The sequence below is a fragment of the Jiangella asiatica genome (assembly GCF_004349065.1).
In the GTDB taxonomy this organism is placed as follows: domain Bacteria; phylum Actinomycetota; class Actinomycetes; order Jiangellales; family Jiangellaceae; genus Jiangella; species Jiangella asiatica.
Genome location: NZ_SMKZ01000003.1, coordinates 155,564 through 172,134 on the forward strand (window position 1 = coordinate 155,564; position 16,571 = coordinate 172,134).

Below are 16,571 nucleotides of genomic sequence, written 5' to 3' on the forward strand. Positions count from 1 at the left end.
CGGCGCGGTATGGTGGCCGATGAAGATCACGCGGATCGAGCCCTTGCCCGTCAGCGCCGGCGGCGCGGCGTTCTTCCTGGTCGTGGTGCACACGGACGAAGGCCTGCACGGTCTGGGCGAGGTGGGCATTCGGTCCCGCCCGGCAACGGTGGCGGGCGCGGTCCGCGACGTGGCCGAGCGGGCGGTCGGTGCCGACGTCACCCGGATCGAGCACCTGTGGCAGCTGCTCTACCGCGGCGCGTTCTTCCCGGCCGATCGCGATGTCGGTGCGGTCCTCGCCGCCGTCGACCTGGCGCTGTGGGACCTGCGCGGCAAGGCGCTGGGCGTTCCGGTGTGCGATCTGCTCGGCGGGCGTACCCGCGACCACGTTCCGGCCTACGTCCACCTGAACGGATACGAGCCGGAGGAGTACCTCGACAACGCGCACCGCCTGGTGGCGGCCGGCTGGACGAACCTGCGGATCGCGGTGGGCGATCAGCCGGGCGGCGTGTTCGAGCCGCGCCGGGCGCTGCGCCGAACGCTCGACGTCGTCGCCGCGCTGCGTGCCGGCCTCGACGACGACATCGAGATCATCATCGACGTACACACCCGCCTCGACCCGGCCGAGGCGGTGCTCTTCTGCCACGAGGTGACGGCGATGCGGCCGCTGTTCGTCGAGGACCCGCTGCGCTGCGAGAACCTCGATGCCTACCGGTCGCTGCGGCAGCGGACCACGGTGCCGCTGGCGGCCGGTGAGCAGTTGACCACCAAGTGGGAGTTCCGTCAGCTGATCGAGGACGACCTGATCGACCACGCGCGGATCGACCTGGCCAACACCGGCATCACCGAGGGGCGGAAGATCGCCGCGATGGCTGAGGCGCACTACATCAGCGTGGCCACGCACAATCCGCTCGGCCCGGTGTGCACGGCGGCGTCGACGCACGTGAACCTGAGCCTGCCCAACGTCAGCGTGCAGGAGCAGACCCGGCCGCACGGCTGGGACGATGCGCTGGTACTCGCCGCGCCGCGCGTCGAGGCCGGCACCGTCGTGCCCGCCGACCTCCCGGGACTCGGCGTCGAGATCGACCTCGACGCCGCCCGGTCCGCGGCGTCCACCGTGGCCCTCGGACCACCGGCGCGGTTCCACCGCCCGGACGGCTCCGTCACCAACTGGTGAGACGGAGCCGTCCCCACCCGCGCGGAGGCGGCTGTCAGGCGTAGTGGATCTTGACGAACCGCGGGTAGTACGTCGACTCGTCCTCGAACACGTTCGGTCCGTTCGACGAGTAGATGGCGATGAGGTCGGCGTCGTCGCTGGTGAGCGCGGGAACCGCCCAGTTGTGGTAGACGCGCACGCCTGGCCGCTGACGTTCCGGGTGGTCGTAGACGACGGTGAACTGCTGGCCCCAGTGCCCGTCCGGCGTCGGCGCGTGGTCCCACGCCATGGGGCCGTAGTCCGCACTCTGCGTGATCATCGTGTACCCGGGCGATTCCTGGTGGACGCTGAACTGCAGGGCACGGGAGGTGAAAGCCGCTTCGCTCGGCTGTGCGCCGTTGAAGTCCGCCGCCGGCCGCCAGACGTCGCCGTCCTTCCACTCCCCGCCCGACACGTTGCCGTTCAGCAGCTCGGCGGCGGGCCACCGCACGCGGTAGACCGGGTTGGACGAAATGATGCCGTGGAACGTGCCATATCCCTCGACATAGCTCCCGCGCCGCGTCAGGCTCCAGTACCGCGGCTCGAACCGGGCGCCGAGTTCGCCGGCCACATCGGGCCCCAAGACGTAGGTGATCTCCCACTCGCTCGGGTGCTCCTGGTAGTTCGGCACGAAGGCCCACGTCGTGCCGAGCCTGGTCGGTAGCGCATCGTGGGTCCACTCGGCGAACAGCGTCGCCAGCACCGAGGTGGAGCCGTTGTCGACGACCAGGCTGCTGTTGCACCAGTAGACACTGTCCGGTTCGCGTCGCACGGGAGACAGGGCGGTGTCGAAGAACGCCCGCGGCTCCGCACCGTTCATGGACCAGTGGAACTCGATGTCCGCCGATGCCGGGTTGAGGCCCTGCTGGATCGCGATGCTGTTCCTGATGAACGTCGAGCCCGCTCGTTCGTACGGCGGCTCGAGGTCGATGAACGAGTCGCCGAAGTGCCACAGGACTCGTCCGGGCGCGAGGACGGTCGGCAACGCCAGGTCGCCGCCTCGCCACCGTGGATCACTCTTGAACAGCGCGTCCGCCTCGGGCCAGGCCTCGCCGGTGTGAGCGACCTGGCGTGGACGGGCCGACGCGGCCGGCCGCGCGAGGAATGCGCCGGCCAGCGTGCCGGCGGCGCCAACGAGGGTTGCACGACGGCTCAGGTTCCGGTTCATGCGTTCTCCTTGGGTGTGCGGTGGTTTCACTGCGGCCATGAGCGCGCCAGCCATGCGTCCAGCTCGTGAGCCAGCTGCGCCTGCTTGGTCTTGAACTCCGGGTCGTGTGCGAGGTTGACGTTCTCGCCGGGGTCGTCGGCGAGGTCGTAGAGGTACTCGTCGCCGTCCGGGTAGCGCGCGTACTTCCACTCCGGGCTGCGGATCATGAAGCTGCCCTCCGCCGCCTCCGTGGTGAGGCGCCGGCGGTGCATGGTGTTGGCCGGCAGCCGCTCGCAGTAGGAGTACGTCTCTTCGGACCGGCTCGAGCCGGTCCCCGAGATACGCTCCACGAGGCTGCGACCCTCCACGTGGGAAGGGACGGGAACGCCGGCGAAGTCGAGCAGTGTCGGCATGATGTCGACCAGGGAGGCCGCGGACGAGTCGACCAGTGGCCCGGCCGTTGCCCGCGGGTAGCTGACGATGAGCGGGATGCGCACGATCTCGTCGTAGAAGGCCGACGTGCTCTTCCAGATCATGCCGTGCTCGGCGGCCATGTCGCCGTGGTCGGCGAGAAAGACGACGACGGTGTCATCGCGCCGGCCGCTGGATTCCAGGGTGTCGAGGACTCTGCCGACCTGATCGTCCATGAGCCGGACCGAGGCGTAGTACACCCGAAGGAACTCGCGCAGCCCGTTCTCGCCGAGCGCGGCGGCGAGGTGATGGGACGGGTCACCGGAGAAGCGCGCCTCGCCGGTGCTCGTCGGGAGACCGATGTCCGCCGGATCGTAGAGCTCGTAGTAGGGCGACGGAACGATGTTCGGATCGTGCGGAGAGTTGAACGAGCAGGTGATCATGAAGGGTTCGGGGCCACTGCGTTGGATGCGCTCGACGGTGCGGCTGGCGACCATGTGGTCGAACGTCTCCTCGACCGGGAGCTCCAGCCTTCCGATCTTCGCGACGAAGTCGCCGAACATGCTCTTGGTGCCGTCCTGCGACATCCGGTCGTGAACGCCGGCCATCGCCGGGTCGGTCAGGACCGGCATCGCCCAGCCGTACCAGTCCATCCACTCCGCTCGCGGACGTTCACGGACTCGGCGGAACACGTCCTCCATCTGCGCCGCGTAGGTCTGGTGCTCACCGAAGGTGTCCGAGTAGTACGGCAGGTCCTCGTCGGACAGGTGCCATTTCCCGTAGTGGTGCGTCGCGTACCCGTGCTCGTCGAGGAGCTTCTCCGTGGTGACGTCCGACGCCTTGATGCCCTCTTCGGTGGGCGGGCTGGGCATCGTCGGATAGTCCCGCCGGCCCACGTTGTGGAGGATTCCGTGCGTGTGGGGATAGACACCGGTGATGAGGGATGCCCTGCTGGGCGAGCACAGGACGGCCGGGCAGGTCGCCTCGGTGAAGGTCACCCCCGACCGGGCGAGCCGATCGATGTTCGGTGTGCTGACAGGCCCGCCGTAGGTGCCCATCACCGAGGCGTTGAGCTGGTCGCAGACGATCAGGAGGATGCTGGGCGGTCGACGCATGGGACGTCCCTACCGATTCGCCGGCGTCAGGTTCTGGAGGATCTTGTGCGTGCTCTGCCACCAGGTGGGCGGCTGGACGTAGTTGTTGCTCTGGCTCGGCCAGCCCTCCCAGTAGTACGAGTCGAACGGCACGAGCTTCTTCGCCTGGGCGATGGGGATGAACGGCAGGTCGTCGAGCCATGCTCTGGCCGCGGCGACGACGTGGGTCTCGATCTGCGGGTCGTCGAGGGGGAGCTCGGCGAACCTGTCGACGTTCTCGCCGTACTGCTGGTTCGTCCAGCGCACCACGTTGCCGTTGGCTCGCTGACCCGGCGCCACGACCCAGCGGGGGTGATAGAGCTGCATCGACGACCACGGCTCGCTGACCGAGCCGCAGGCGCCCCAGTCGGTGACCGCTTCGTACTGCCCGTTCGCGACGTTGTCACTCCAGGTGGCGTACGCGAGGCCGTTGCTCGTCGCGTTGATGCCGACGCGCCTGAGCTGTTCGACGATGACCTGGGCGATGCGTTTGATCTCGGTGATCTCGGACGGTGTGTCGATGCGCAGCTGCAGCGGCTGCCCGTCCTTCTCGTAGAACTCGCCGTTCTTGGTGTATCCCTTGCGTTCGAGGATCTCGATCGCTCGGTCGGGGTTGTGCTCCAGGAGCGGGTACTCCTCGAACAGGCCTTCGGACTCGAGGAGGTCGACGTACTTGTCGAGCTGGGGATAGCTCGGGAAGAAGAAGCGTGCCGGCGTCGTCGCGCCCTCGTAGGCGATGGCGACGATCTCGTCCCGGTCGATCGCGTGGTTGACCGCCCAGCGCAGTTCGCGGTCGTTCCATGGTTGAACGGTGTGGTTGAACGACAGCAGCCGCACGCAGGGGTCCACCCAGGAGTACGGTTCTTCGTCGACCCAGGCGGCCGCGTACTCGTTTCGAGTCTGCAGGCTGATGAACGCACCGGCGGTGATGTCGGCGACGCTGTCCAGCTGGTGATCGGCTATGCGCGCGACCCGCACCTCCTCGGTCTCGTTCGCCACCCACACCAGCCGTTCCGGTTCGGGCAGCTTCATCACCCCGGTCTCGGCGGCCCACCAGTCAGATCGCCGTTCGTAGATGAACTCCGTCGGGCTCGCCTTCGTCAGCCGGTACGGGCCGGTGAAGACCGGCCACGACCTCTCCTTGTCGAAGTTGGTGAACGTGAGCGGATCCTGGCCCTGCCAGATGTGCGCGGGAAGGATCGGCACACTGTTGGTGATCTTCACCGAGAAGTAGTCCAGCTGGAACCGCGGGTTCGGCCCGACCAGCTGGAACTCGACCGTACGCGGGTCCACGGCGGTGACACTCTGCACCCACTGCTTCATGGGCGCGGAGTGGAGCAGCTCAGCCGGCCCGTTCCGGAGCAGGTCGATCGTGAAGACGACGTCGTCGGCATCGAAGGCTTCGCCGTCGGACCACAGCGCACCCTCGCGCAGGGTGAGTGTCCAGACATCGAGGGTGTCGTTCGGCTCGAAGCTCTCCCCGAGCCAGGGCTCGACCTCCTCGGTCTCGTGATTCAGGATGAACAGCGGCTCCAGCACGGCTTGGTGCAGTCCTTGCTGGATGTTCACGCCGGGCACCAGGGGGTTGAACAGCTCGGGTGAGTCGACCCTGCCGGTGGTGATGTCGAACATCACCGTCTTCGCGCGCAGCGAGTCGCCGGCCGGTCCGCCGCTGCTGTCCTGGCAGGCGCTCAGGATCGACGCCATCGACGTGCCGGCGATTCCTATGCCCACGCTTCGGACCAGGAATGTACGGCGGGAGAGCGACGCGTTCACGCCCCTCGGTGTTCTCTGCTTACTCATCTCGAACCGCACTCCTCTCACCGGACTCATCCGGCTTGGCTGTGGGGTTCCCTGTTCCACCTGATGCTGGGATCAGGTACGGGGATCGATCCGATCAACAACTTGGCGTACTCGTGCTGCGGATTCTCGATGACCTCTTGTGCGCGTCCCTGCTCGATGAGCTCGCCGCCGTAGAGGATGTAGATGTCGTCGCCTATCTGATAGGCCGTCGACAGGTCGTGCGTGATGTAGAGGAACGAGATCCCGCGTTCGTCACGCAGGCGCAACATGACATCGAGGATCATCGCTCGCAGCGATGCGTCGACCATCGACACGGGCTCGTCCGCGACGATGAGCCGGGGTTTGAGGAGATAGGCCCGGGCCATCATGATGCGCTGCCGCTGGCCACCGGAGAGCTGGTGGGGGTTCTTGTCGAGAACCTCCTCGCCGCGGATTCCGACGACATTGAGCGCTTCTTCTATCAGTTCTCTCGCCTCTGCCTTTGACTGGGCGAGACGGAAGCGCTTGATGAGGACATCGAAAAGGCGCCGGATGCGGTAGAACGGGTTGTAGACCCCGAACGGGTCCTGGAACACGGCCTGGACGTCGCGCCGGTACTCCAGTTGCTGAGACCTTGTCAGCGTCGCGATGTTCGTGCCGCGGTAGGAGATCGTGCCGGACGTGAGCTGGGTGAACCCCAGGATCGAGTTCGCGAGGGTTGTCTTTCCGCTGCCGCTTTCGCCAGCGATGCAGGCGATGGTCGCGGGCGATTCGTCGACCACGAGCGAGACACCCTTGAGAGCCGCGGTCGTCTCGCCTCGGGAGTGGTAGGTCTTGGTCGCGTCTTCGACCTCGAGCAGCACGTCAGCCACGGGGTATCACCTCTTCGCGTTCGCTGGCCTCGCCGCTCGTGCGCCTGTCGCTGTGCTCGTCGTCGAGAGCGACGAGGTGGCCGGGCGACACCTCGCGCAGCTCCGGCTTCGGCCGGGCGGTGGTGAGGTCCGGCCTCTGGAACTCCTTGACCACGAGCGGCTTGCGCTCAGTGATCGACGGGACCGAGGCGATGAGATGCCTGGTGTAGGCGTGGACGGGATTGGAGAACAGCTCGGCGACCGGTGCCACCTCGACGATGTTGCCGGCGTACATGACGGCGATGCGGTCGACCAGCTGGGCCTGGAGCGCCATGTCGTGTCCGACCAGGATCATCGAACTGTTCAGTTCCTCTTTCACCTTGAGCAACGTCTCCGCCACGGTCTTCTGCACGACGACGTCCAACGCACTCGTCGGCTCGTCCGCGATGATCAGAGACGGTCCGAGCGCGATGGCCATCGCGATGCACACTCGCTGCTTCATGCCGCCGGACAGCTCATGCGGATACATGCCGTACACCCGGGCCGGCAACCGCACCATGTCCAGGAGCGAGAGAACGCGCTGGCGGAGGGAGTCCTTCGTCTGCCTCCGATCGTGAGCCTCGATGGCGTCCTGGATCTGGTCGCCGATTCGCATGACGGGGTTCAGCGAGTTCATCGACCCCTGGGGGATGAGCGACACGTCCGTCCATCTGAGCTGTCGCAGCTGACGGCCGCCGGTGGAGAGGATGTCCACGCCGTTGAGGTGGATTCGTCCCGAGACGATCCGGCCGGGCGGGGTGATGAGGCGCAGGATCGCCATGGCGAGGGTCGATTTGCCCGACCCGGACTCGCCGACCAGTCCCAGCGTCTCGCCGCGGCTCACGGTGAGGTCGACACCGTTGACGGCGATCACCCGGCCGTAGTGGACATGGACGTCGTCGATGCGGAGCAATGGTTCGCCGCTTCGTGTCATGTCGCGCGTCATGTGAGGTCACCTCCGTCCTCTGAGCCGTGGGTTGGCGACCTCGTCGAGCCCGGTGCTGATGAGGAAGAGGCCGACGAAGATGACGACGAGGATCACGGTGGGTAGGCCCCACCACCACCACATGCCGCGCAGGATCGCCGAGGACTGCAACGCGTTGTAGATCGTCATGCCCAGCGTGGGGATGCGTTGCGGGCCGAGCCCGAGAGACTCCAGGCCGACGGCGGCCAAGATGCCACCGGAGGTGGCGCCCACGAAAGCGGCCGCGAGATACGGCAGGAGATTCGGCATCATCTCCTTGAACATGATGTCGACGGTCGATGCGCCGGAGAGCCGGGCCATTCGGACGTAGCCGAGCTCTCGCATCGAGAGCACCTGTGCCCTGATGAGTCGCGTCGGCCCGGCCCAGGCGAACAGGGCGACGATGAAGGCCATCGTCGCGATGCCGATCTCGCGCACGTAGGAGGAGATCACGATCAGGATCGCCAGTGCGGGTATGGTCAGCGCGGTGTCGGCAAGCGTCCGGATGACGGAGTCGATCCGGCCGCCGAGGTAGCCAGCGGAGAAGCCGAGCACGATTCCGATGACGATGCTGATGACCCCGACGATGAGGCCGATGCGCAGTGTCGCCGGCGCACCGGAGATCACCAGGGCGAGCATGTCGCGGCCGGAGTTCTCGGTGCCCAGCGGATGGTCCGAGCTGCCGCCGGCCTCCCAGAACGGCGGGAGGTTCAGCGGCGACGACGCGGCCGCGGACAGCCGCGTGTCCCAGAACAGCGGACCGAGGACGCCGATCAGGACGATGACGAGAACCATGAGGGTCCCCACCATGAGCTTCGTGTTCCGCCATGGTGAGCGGGGACGCCGCGGCGTCGTTTCGGCGGGTGCGACCGTCTGCTGCACGGTGAGCGTCATGTCGAACTCCGCTCGTACGTGATCCGCGGATCGAGCAATGGATATATGAGGTCGACGACGAGTACCGCGGCGGCCGTCGTCAAGATCAGGATGAAGACGATGCCCTGGGTGACGGTGAAGTCGGAGTTGGACAGCGCGCGAAAGAGCAGCGAACCGGTTCCTGGATAGCCGAAGATGTACTCGACCAGCACGGTTCCGCCGACGATGTGGCCGAAGCTGAGCATGAGAGCCGTGAACTGCGGCAGGATCGCGTTGCGGATCTGGTAGCGAAAGAGAATCCGCAGCGGGTTCAAGCCCTTCGCCTGAGCGAGGGTGAGATAGTCCTCGCCCTCGATCGTGATCATCATGCCGCGCATTCCCAGTGCCCAGAACCCCATGCTCCCGATCACGATGGACAGGGCCGGCAGGGTCCCGTGCTCGATCACGCTCGCGATGAAGTCCACATTGAATCCGGGCATGGCGGTCGAGTCGTAGCCACCCGCGACCGGGAAGATCTCGAGTCCGAAGACGAAGAGATAGATCAGCAGCATTCCCAGGATGAAGAAGGGAATCGCCGTGAAGGTCAGCGTCAGCGGCAGGAGGAGGCGCAGCAGCGCCGGTGAGCGACGCCAGGCCATCAGCGCGCCGACGACCGTCCCGGCGATGAAGGAGATGATCGTCGCGATGGTCAGCAGGCCGATCGTCCACGGGATCGCGTCGGCGATCATCGTCTCGACCTCGACGGGGAACTGCGACAGCGAGTACCCGTAGTCGAAGGTGAGCATGTTCTTCAGGTACTGGGCGTACTGGATCAGCAGCGGATCATCGAGCCCGAACCGCTCCCGCCACGCCTCGATCATCCCGGCGCTGCCCTCGACGAACCCTGCCTGCTGGGTCAGCCGGGTCACCATCGCGCTGACGGGGTCGCCGGGCGCGAGTTGCGGGATCGCGAACATGATCGTCGCGCTGAGCCAGACGGTGAAGGCGAACATGCCCAGCCGCCTCCACAGATACCGCGCCGACACGCCCCGATAGGCGGTCGGCGTGACATCCGCTGCGGAAGCGTCTTCACGGTGCCTCGTCGCCATTGGCTTCACCTCTCCCGGATCGCACGCAAGGTATCGCTACCAATCTGTCGAGTCAATAGCGTCGTGCCAGTGGGCGGCATACATGCTGGGAAGAGGCGCCAACGTGATTTCATTCTTCCCCTCGGCGGTGACCCAAGCTAAGGTATCGATACCACCCAGACTCGAGGTCAACTCATGAGACATGTCCGCCGTTACGATCCGATGCCCACCTACCCGCCGGCCGGTGAGTCCGTCACGGTGGGGTGGGCGGACGCGGTCGCATCACTGCCGCGCGGGTCGACGACCCTGGCGGTCGAGGGACCGGCCATCGCGGACTGGCCCGCGGTGATCGACGGGCTCGCGCACGCCCTCGCACAGCGCGGGCAGCACGTCGCCACCGTCGACATGGCCGACCGGTTCGTCTCGTGGGACGAGATCCTGAGGCGGACGGACTCTCCGGAGCTCGCTGGAGACCAGCACTTCGCGACGATCACGACCAGCCGGCTGAGCGAGCTGCTCGGCGAGCTTCCGGACGAGGCCCCACCAGCGGACGGGATGCTCGTCGTGTTCGGCCCGGGTGCCGCGGAGGTCAGGCACGACGTCCTGTGGTACGCCGACCTGCCCAAGCGTTACGCCGAAGCCGCGGTCACCGAAGGGACCGGACGCAACATCGGACAGCCGCGCACCGAGCGCTCGGGTACGACCAAACGGCTCTTCTACATCGACTGGCCACTGCTCGACCGTCACCGGGACTCGATGGCCGGGAGCATCGATCGATGGCTGGACGTGCAGGATCCGGGTGCCCCGGCGTCGGTGGACGGTGCGACGCTGCGCGCCACCATCGCCGGGCTCGCCGAACAGCCGTTCCGCACCCGGCCGACCTTCAACACCACGTCGTGGGGCGGCCACTGGGCACAGCGCGAGTTCGGGTTCAACCCGCAGGCACCCAACACCGCGCTCGGCTATGAGCTCATCGCGCCCGAGAGCGGGATACTCATCGGGACCGCCGGCGGCCCCGCCGTCGAGGTGCCGTTCCAGCTGGCGGTCTCACTGCATCCCCGGCAGATCATGGGCGAGCGAGTGCACGGCACCTTCGGCACGTCGTTCCCGGTGCGCTTCGACTACCTCGACACCGTCGGCGGGCAGAGCCTCTCGGTCCACTGCCATCCGCAGTCCGACTACATGCGGAAGATCTTCGGCTGGCCGTACACCCAGCATGAGACGTACTACATCATGGTCGGCGGCGAGAACAGCGAGGTGTACCTCGGGCTGCGCGGCGACGTCGACGTGGACGCCTTTCACCGTGACGCACTGGACGCGCACCATCGCCGTCGGCCGTTCGACATCGAGCAGTACGTCCGGACGTTCCCGGCCGAGCCGCACCAGCTTTTCCTCATCCCGGCGGGCACGCCGCACGGAAGCGGCAAGGGCAACGTCGTCCTCGAGGTCAGCGCCACGCCGTACCTGTACTCGTTGCGGTTCTACGACTGGTTGCGCCAGGACGAGCAGGGCAACAGCCGCCCCGTGCACATCTCCCACGCCTTCGCCAATCTCGACCTGCGCCGGCGCGGCGACGCCGTGTCGCGGGACCTCGTCCAGCCGGCGCGGACCCTGCGGCGGGGGGAGGGATGGCGTGAGGAGCTACTCGGCACCCTTCCGGAGATGTTCTACGAGGTGCGGCGCGTCGTCATCGAACCGGGCGGTGCGGCGCGCGGCGACGCGTCCGCCGGCTTCCACGTGCTCAACGTGGTCGAAGGGGAGGGTGTCGTGGTCGAGACGGCGACCGGGCACAGCCATGCCGTTGCCTATGCCGAAACGCTGTTGGTACCTGCCGCGGTCGGCGGCTACCGTCTCACTCCGCTCGGAACCGGTGACGTTCAGGTGGTCAAGGCGCTGGTGCGATGACTGGTCCTGGGAAAGAACCCGACGTGGTGCCGGCCCTGGAGGTCGGCGGCACTCACTGCGCCGTCGCCGTCGTCGACACCACGCACTGGCGTCTGGTCCCAGGTACCGTCCACCGCCTCGCACTGCGGTCGGACGGGACGGCCGAGGAGATCATCTTCGTGATCCTGGAATGCGCCCACTCGGTGGACATCGAACCCGGCCGCCGGTGGGGCGTGGCGATACCCGGCCCGTTCGACTACGAGAGCGGGGTGGCGCGGTTCCGGGACGTGGGCAAGTTCGACGCCTTGTTCGGGCTGGACCTACGAGCGATCCTGCTGGACGATGCCGAGACACGACCCCGGGACGTGGCGTTCGTCAACGACGCCGACGCGTTCCTGCTCGGCGAGTGGATGGCGGGGGCGGCTGCCGGCCATCGCCGTGCGGTGGGACTGACCCTGGGCACCGGTATCGGCTCGGCGTTCCTGATCGACGGAACGGTCACCGAGGACCACCCCGCGGTGCCGCCGGAGGGGCGCGTGGACCTGCTGACCATCGACGGCGGGCCGCTCGAGGACACGGTGTCCCGGCGCGCGATCATCGCCCGGTACGCGGAGCTGACGAAGTCCGCCGACACCGACGTCGACGTTCGCGACATCGCGATGCGGGACCGGGATGGCGAGCCCGAGGCGCGCCAGGTCCTCGATCGAGCGCTCATCGCGCTCGGGCGGACCATCGGGCCGTGGGTGGAACGCTTCGGTGCGACCGTCCTCGTGGTGGGCGGCTCCATGGCGGCGTCGTGGGACATCGTGCTGCCGCGGCTGCGTGCCGGAATCGCGCAGACCGCCCCGGCTGTCGTCGGCCGTACCGCCGTCGTGTGCGCGACGCGGCCGACGGAGGCGGCGCTGATCGGGGCGGGTTCGGCGGCGTTCCGGCGCACCACGACGCGTGCGGTCAAATCCGGCTCGTCGCACCCTGAAAAGAGAGCCTAAGGTTCGGCAATGGCAACACAGGATCGACGCCGTGGGCCTCAGCCCACCATGCAGGACGTGGCCAGGCGAGCCGGTGTCAGCCCGATGACGGTATCGCGGGTGCTGCATGACAACCCGAGCGTCAGCGACGACAACCGCCGCAAGGTGATCACCGCCGTCGAGGAGCTCGGCTACCGCCGGAACGAGGTGGCGCGCAGCCTTCGTCTCGGGCGCGCACCGGATCTCGTCGGCCTGCTCGTGGCCAACCTCGCCAACCCGTTCTACTCCGCCGTCGCTCTCGGCGTGGAGTCCACGCTCAGCGACCACGGCATTCGCGTCATGGTGGCGAACACGGCTGAGCAGGTGGACCACGAGCGCAAGGCGATCGCGGACCTGGTGTCCCGTCGCATCGACGGGATCATCGTCCTGCCGGCCGGCAACGAGCACACCCATCTGGACCCGGTGCGGCTCGAGACACCGATCATCTTCGCCGCCAGCCAGCCGTCCGGCGTCGACGCCGACGCGGTCCTGCTCGACGACTTCAACGGAACCCGGCTGGCCACCGCACGGCTGCTGGCCGCCGGTCATCGCCGGATCGGTTTCCTCGGCCTGCCGCCGGCGGCATGGACGGGTGCGGAACGGTTCCGCGGGTTCTGCGCCGCGTTCGACGAGGCCGGCCTGGAGTTCGATGCCCGCTACGATCGCCGCCCGCTGCGCACCGTGGCCGCGGCGGAGAAGGCGACCATGGACCTGCTGTCGCAGGTGGACCCTCCCACGGCGCTCTTCTGTGCCAACAACCGGCTGACCATCGGGGCCTTTCGGGTGTTGCGCGCCCGCGACCAGCGCGTCGACCTCGTCGGCTTCGACGACTTCGAGCTGGCCGACACTCTCGGGATTCCACTCACCATCGTCGCCTACGACCCGATGGAGATCGGCCGCCAGGCGGCCCGTCTGCTCCTCGACCGCCTCGGTCGTGGGTCGGACGACCGCGATGCGCCGCCCCGTCGCCTTGTCATCCCCACCACGATCATCTACTACGGCCAGGCAGTCGAGTCGCACCATCCACCGAGCAGCGAGGAGAACTGACGATGACGACCCGGCTTCTCACCCGAAGCGGTCACGCGCCCCGGGCACAGCGAGTGTTGGACGCCCTGATCAGCGCGACCCTGCGACCCGCGCTGACCATCGACGACACCGTGGTCTCCGCCGGTGAGCTGCCGCTGTTCCGATATCCGGAGCCAGGTTCCGGGACCGGACTGCACCAGGTGGTCCGCGTCCATGTCAGCCGCGATCTGCCGGCGCTGGATCGGGTCGAGCTGCGCGAGCAGGACGGCAGCGGGTTCGCGACGATGGCGCCGTCGCCGCCGTCCAGCGTCATCGACCTGCTCGTCCCCGAGGTCACCGCACCGTCACGGTGGCGCCTGGTCGTCGTGGCCGACGGTCACGAGCACATCGGCGAGATCGAGCTCGCACCCAGCCGGAAGCTCACCGTCCACCTGGTGCAGCACAGCCACCTCGACATCGGCTACACCGACCCCCAGGGCATCGTCCTGCGCAACCACCTCGAGTACCTCGACGCGGCCGTGGAGCTCGCCCGTCAGGGCGACGACACCCAACCCGACAGCCGGTTCAAGTGGACGGTGGAGTCGAACTTCCCGATCCGTGCGTGGCTCGCGCACCGATCGAGCGCGGTGATCGAGGAGTTCTGCCGGCTGGCGCGCCAGGACGTCCTCGAGGTCGCGGCGATGCCGTTCAACCTGCACACCGAGGCGTCGAGTCAAGAAGAGCTGGTGCGGCTCCTGCGCGGGACCTTCGAGCTGCGCGAGCGCTACCGGATCCCGATCCGGACGGCCATGCACACCGACGTTCCCGGCGCCACGACCGGCTGGGTGGACGCGCTGGTCGAAGCCGGTGTGCGTTACCTGTCCGCGGCGCACAACTGGGCCGGCCGTTCGGTGCCGTACCGCACCGGCGGGCAGGAGCTCTCGCGGCCGTTCTGGTGGTGCACACCCGCGGGCAACCGCATGCTCACCTGGTTCACCGACAGCGCACACGGCGCCGCCTACATGGAGGGCAACCTGGTCGGCCTGGTGGACTCCTACGACGAGGCCATCCACCGCCTGCCGATGTACCTGCAAGCCCTCACCACCAAGCCCATCCCGTACGCCAAGGACGTGCTGGGATTCGCCGGGTACCCGCAGGAGAGCGAGCTGGTCAAGGAGCCGTTCCCGTACGACCTGCTGCAGCTGCGAGTGCAGGGCAGCCATTCCGACAACGCCTGCCCCAGCGACATCACGGCCGAGATCGCGCAGGCCTGGAACGCGCAGTGGGCCTACCCGCGTCTGGTCGTGGCCACCAACCACTCCTTCCTGTCCACCGCGGAGCGAGAGCTCGGCGACCGCCTCGCCGAGCAGACCGGCGACTGGGGTGACTGGTGGGCCGACGGACTCGGGTCCGGTGCGCGCCCACTCGGGTACAACCGCCGCGCACAGTCCATCCTCCGCGCGGCCGAGACGGCCCATGCCTTCGCCGACCTGGCGGTGGGCGAGACACATGACGTGCGAGAGGAGATCGATCGCACCTACGACAAGATCGGACTCTTCGACGAGCACACCTGGGGAGCCGCCAACCCCTGGCATGACCACGAGCACGGCCCGGGTTCCGGTGCCATCCAGTGGTCGCGCAAGGTCGAGTTCGCCTACCAGGCTCACGACGACGCCCAGGACCTCCTTCACGCCGCCGTCCGGCGCCTCGGCGCCGCCACCACCGCACCGGCGAGCGCGCAGGTCCTCGGCTCGGTCGTCGTGTACAACACGTCGGGCTGGCACCGCACCGACATCGTCGACGTCTTCGTCCCGGAGAGCGCCTTCTCCGCATCCGTCGAGGACTTCGCCGTCATCGACAGCCGAAAGGCAGAGCCCGTGCCTGCCCGGATCACCCGGGAGACCCGCCAGGCGTCGCCGCGCGGCTGGCACGTCCAGTTCGTCGCGACCGACGTTCCATCGGCGGGGTGGGTGCGATACGACATCACGCGTCCGACCGCCGGTTCCGCCATCACGCCGGAGACCGGGTCCTGGCAGCTGTCGAACGAGTTCTACGACGTGACCTACGACCCGGATCTCGGTGCCATCGCCTCGATCACCGACCGCGCGACCGGAAGGGAGCTCGTCGACGTCGGGGCCCTCACCGGGGTCAACCAGTACATCCACGACGCCTACGGGTCCGCGCCCGGGGTCAACCACCTGTCCAGCCGCCTGCACGCCCACGACCTGTCGCTGCTCACCTCCCGCACCGTCGCCCGTGGGACGCGACTGGTCCGATCGGAGCGGTCCGAGCTGGGACACGTGCTCGAAGTCGAGACCTACGCGCCCGGCGTCGACCACATCCGCACGTCGGTCGCCCTCTATCGGGGCGTGCCACGTGTCGAGATCACCAACCGTGTCAGCAAGCAGGCGAGCAAGGGCAAGGAGAGCGGATTCTTCGCCTTCCCGCTCGCCTCTTCGACCTGGCCGACATATGAACTGACGGGGTCGGTGGCCGGCCACGGAATCCCACACGTCCCTGGCGCGCCACAGCACATGCACGCGATCAGGCACTGGGCGGCGTTCAGCGAGGACGGCTACAGCACGGCGTGGGCGACCATGGAAGCACCGCTGGTGCAGCTCGGCACGATCCATCTGCCGTACGCGCCGTTCCCGTCGACGATCAGAGACACCGAGCCAGAACCCGGCACCATCTACTCGTGGGCCTTCAACAACATCTGGGACACCAACTTCCCGTCCCAGCAGAGTGGCGAGATGACGTTCCGATACGCCATCGCCGGTTCGGCGAGCAGCACGCCGCAACGGCTGGGGGCCACGACGGCCACCGGGCTCACCGACTCCTTGGTCGCTGTGCTCGCGACCGGGCGGACCGGCGGTGAGCCGGTTTCCGGCACCGGAAGCCTGCTGTCGATCGAGTCGCCGCACGTCCTCGTCACGAGCATCGGCCGGCCGCAGGACGGATCGCCCGGCATCACGGTCCGGCTCAGGTCCGTCGCGTTGGAACCGACCGAAGCGGTGGTCGCTCTCAACGAGTACCCGGCGCAGCGCGCAGCCGTGGCGACCCTCTTCGAGGACGAGTGGCAGCCGATCCCCGTCCGGGACGGGCGCGTGCACGTGGTCCTGCCGGCCGGTGCCAGCCGCACGCTGCGCCTGGGCACGACGTAGCGGGCGGGTGGCCGCCCACGCCGGCGGAGTGACCTGCCTCACACGGTGTCAGGATGTTCGATCACGCGGT

Annotated in this window: 12 protein-coding genes; 5 read left to right on the forward strand and 7 right to left on the reverse strand. The window is 67.8% G+C overall.

What is annotated here, in order from left to right; all coding sequences use genetic code 11:
• The first annotated feature begins 19 nt into the window (after nt 1–19).
• Nucleotides 20–1,156 (forward strand): mandelate racemase/muconate lactonizing enzyme family protein, encoded by a 1,137-nt coding sequence (locus tag E1269_RS03845; protein WP_162606225.1) that lies wholly within the window; start codon nt 20–22, stop codon nt 1,154–1,156.
• A gap of 34 nt (nt 1,157–1,190) precedes the next feature.
• On the opposite strand, the gene E1269_RS03850 is transcribed toward E1269_RS03845, so the two are convergent.
• The 7 genes from E1269_RS03850 to E1269_RS03880 all read right to left on the reverse strand — a co-directional run bounded on the left by E1269_RS03850 (nt 1,191) and on the right by E1269_RS03880 (nt 9,366).
• Nucleotides 1,191–2,342 carry a hypothetical protein gene (locus tag E1269_RS03850; protein ID WP_131891454.1) on the reverse strand — a complete coding sequence of 384 codons (1,152 nt, stop codon included), beginning with the start codon at nt 2,340–2,342 and terminating at the stop codon, nt 1,191–1,193.
• 26 nt (nt 2,343–2,368) lie between these two features.
• The gene (locus tag E1269_RS03855) at nt 2,369–3,847 is read right to left on the reverse strand and encodes a sulfatase family protein (RefSeq protein ID WP_131891457.1); all 1,479 of its coding nucleotides are present in this window, start codon (nt 3,845–3,847) and stop codon (nt 2,369–2,371) included.
• Between the two features lie 9 nt (nt 3,848–3,856).
• A complete protein-coding gene (locus tag E1269_RS03860) occupies nt 3,857–5,599 on the reverse strand; it encodes an ABC transporter substrate-binding protein (RefSeq protein WP_162606226.1) in 1,743 nt (580 codons plus the stop codon).
• Nucleotides 5,600–5,694: 95 nt separating this feature from the next.
• Nucleotides 5,695–6,519 (reverse strand): ABC transporter ATP-binding protein, encoded by an 825-nt coding sequence (locus E1269_RS03865; protein ID WP_131891463.1) that lies wholly within the window; start codon nt 6,517–6,519, stop codon nt 5,695–5,697.
• Nucleotides 6,512–7,483, reverse strand: coding sequence for an ABC transporter ATP-binding protein (locus E1269_RS03870; RefSeq protein ID WP_131891466.1), 972 nt, complete (start codon nt 7,481–7,483; stop codon nt 6,512–6,514). The genes E1269_RS03865 and E1269_RS03870 overlap by 8 nt, the downstream gene beginning before the upstream one ends.
• Before the next feature lie 6 nt (nt 7,484–7,489).
• Nucleotides 7,490–8,395, reverse strand: coding sequence for an ABC transporter permease (locus E1269_RS03875; protein ID WP_131891469.1), 906 nt, complete (start codon nt 8,393–8,395; stop codon nt 7,490–7,492).
• A complete protein-coding gene (locus tag E1269_RS03880; RefSeq protein WP_203432865.1) occupies nt 8,392–9,366 on the reverse strand; it encodes an ABC transporter permease in 975 nt (324 codons plus the stop codon). Before E1269_RS03880 ends, E1269_RS03875 begins: the two co-directional genes overlap by 4 nt.
• A gap of 270 nt (nt 9,367–9,636) precedes the next feature.
• Here E1269_RS03880 and E1269_RS03885 point away from each other — a divergent pair, with 270 nt between their 5' ends.
• The 4 genes from E1269_RS03885 to E1269_RS03900 are packed head-to-tail and all read left to right on the forward strand — an operon-like array spanning nt 9,637 to nt 16,501.
• On the forward strand, nt 9,637–11,346 hold the full coding sequence (locus E1269_RS03885) for a class I mannose-6-phosphate isomerase (RefSeq protein WP_131891475.1): 1,710 nt from the start codon (nt 9,637–9,639) through the stop codon (nt 11,344–11,346).
• Nucleotides 11,343–12,314, forward strand: coding sequence for an ROK family protein (locus tag E1269_RS03890; protein WP_131891477.1), 972 nt, complete (start codon nt 11,343–11,345; stop codon nt 12,312–12,314). The genes E1269_RS03885 and E1269_RS03890 overlap by 4 nt, the downstream gene beginning before the upstream one ends.
• A 48-nt stretch (nt 12,315–12,362) precedes the next feature.
• Entirely contained in the window at nt 12,363–13,379 is a 1,017-nt protein-coding gene (locus tag E1269_RS03895; protein WP_131891733.1) for a LacI family DNA-binding transcriptional regulator, read from the forward strand.
• A gap of 2 nt (nt 13,380–13,381) precedes the next feature.
• Nucleotides 13,382–16,501 carry a glycoside hydrolase family 38 N-terminal domain-containing protein gene (locus tag E1269_RS03900; protein WP_131891480.1) on the forward strand — a complete coding sequence of 1,040 codons (3,120 nt, stop codon included), beginning with the start codon at nt 13,382–13,384 and terminating at the stop codon, nt 16,499–16,501.
• Nucleotides 16,502–16,571: the final 70 nt, after the last annotated feature.

Excerpts from the sequence above, each read along its gene's own strand:
- E1269_RS03885 (WP_131891475.1), top strand. The coding sequence starts at position 9,637 with ATGAGACATGTCCGCCGTTACGATCCGATGCCCACCTACCCGCCGGCC.
- E1269_RS03900 (WP_131891480.1), top strand. The coding sequence starts at position 13,382 with ATGACGACCCGGCTTCTCACCCGAAGCGGTCACGCGCCCCGGGCACAG.
- E1269_RS03870 (WP_131891466.1), bottom strand. The coding sequence starts at position 7,483 with ATGACGCGCGACATGACACGAAGCGGCGAACCATTGCTCCGCATCGAC.
- E1269_RS03880 (WP_203432865.1), bottom strand. The coding sequence starts at position 9,366 with ATGTTCGCCTTCACCGTCTGGCTCAGCGCGACGATCATGTTCGCGATC.
- E1269_RS03875 (WP_131891469.1), bottom strand. The coding sequence starts at position 8,395 with ATGACGCTCACCGTGCAGCAGACGGTCGCACCCGCCGAAACGACGCCG.
- E1269_RS03850 (WP_131891454.1), bottom strand. The coding sequence starts at position 2,342 with ATGAACCGGAACCTGAGCCGTCGTGCAACCCTCGTTGGCGCCGCCGGC.
- E1269_RS03855 (WP_131891457.1), bottom strand. The coding sequence starts at position 3,847 with ATGCGTCGACCGCCCAGCATCCTCCTGATCGTCTGCGACCAGCTCAAC.
- E1269_RS03845 (WP_162606225.1), top strand. The coding sequence starts at position 20 with ATGAAGATCACGCGGATCGAGCCCTTGCCCGTCAGCGCCGGCGGCGCG.
- E1269_RS03890 (WP_131891477.1), top strand. The coding sequence starts at position 11,343 with ATGACTGGTCCTGGGAAAGAACCCGACGTGGTGCCGGCCCTGGAGGTC.
- E1269_RS03895 (WP_131891733.1), top strand. The coding sequence starts at position 12,363 with ATGCAGGACGTGGCCAGGCGAGCCGGTGTCAGCCCGATGACGGTATCG.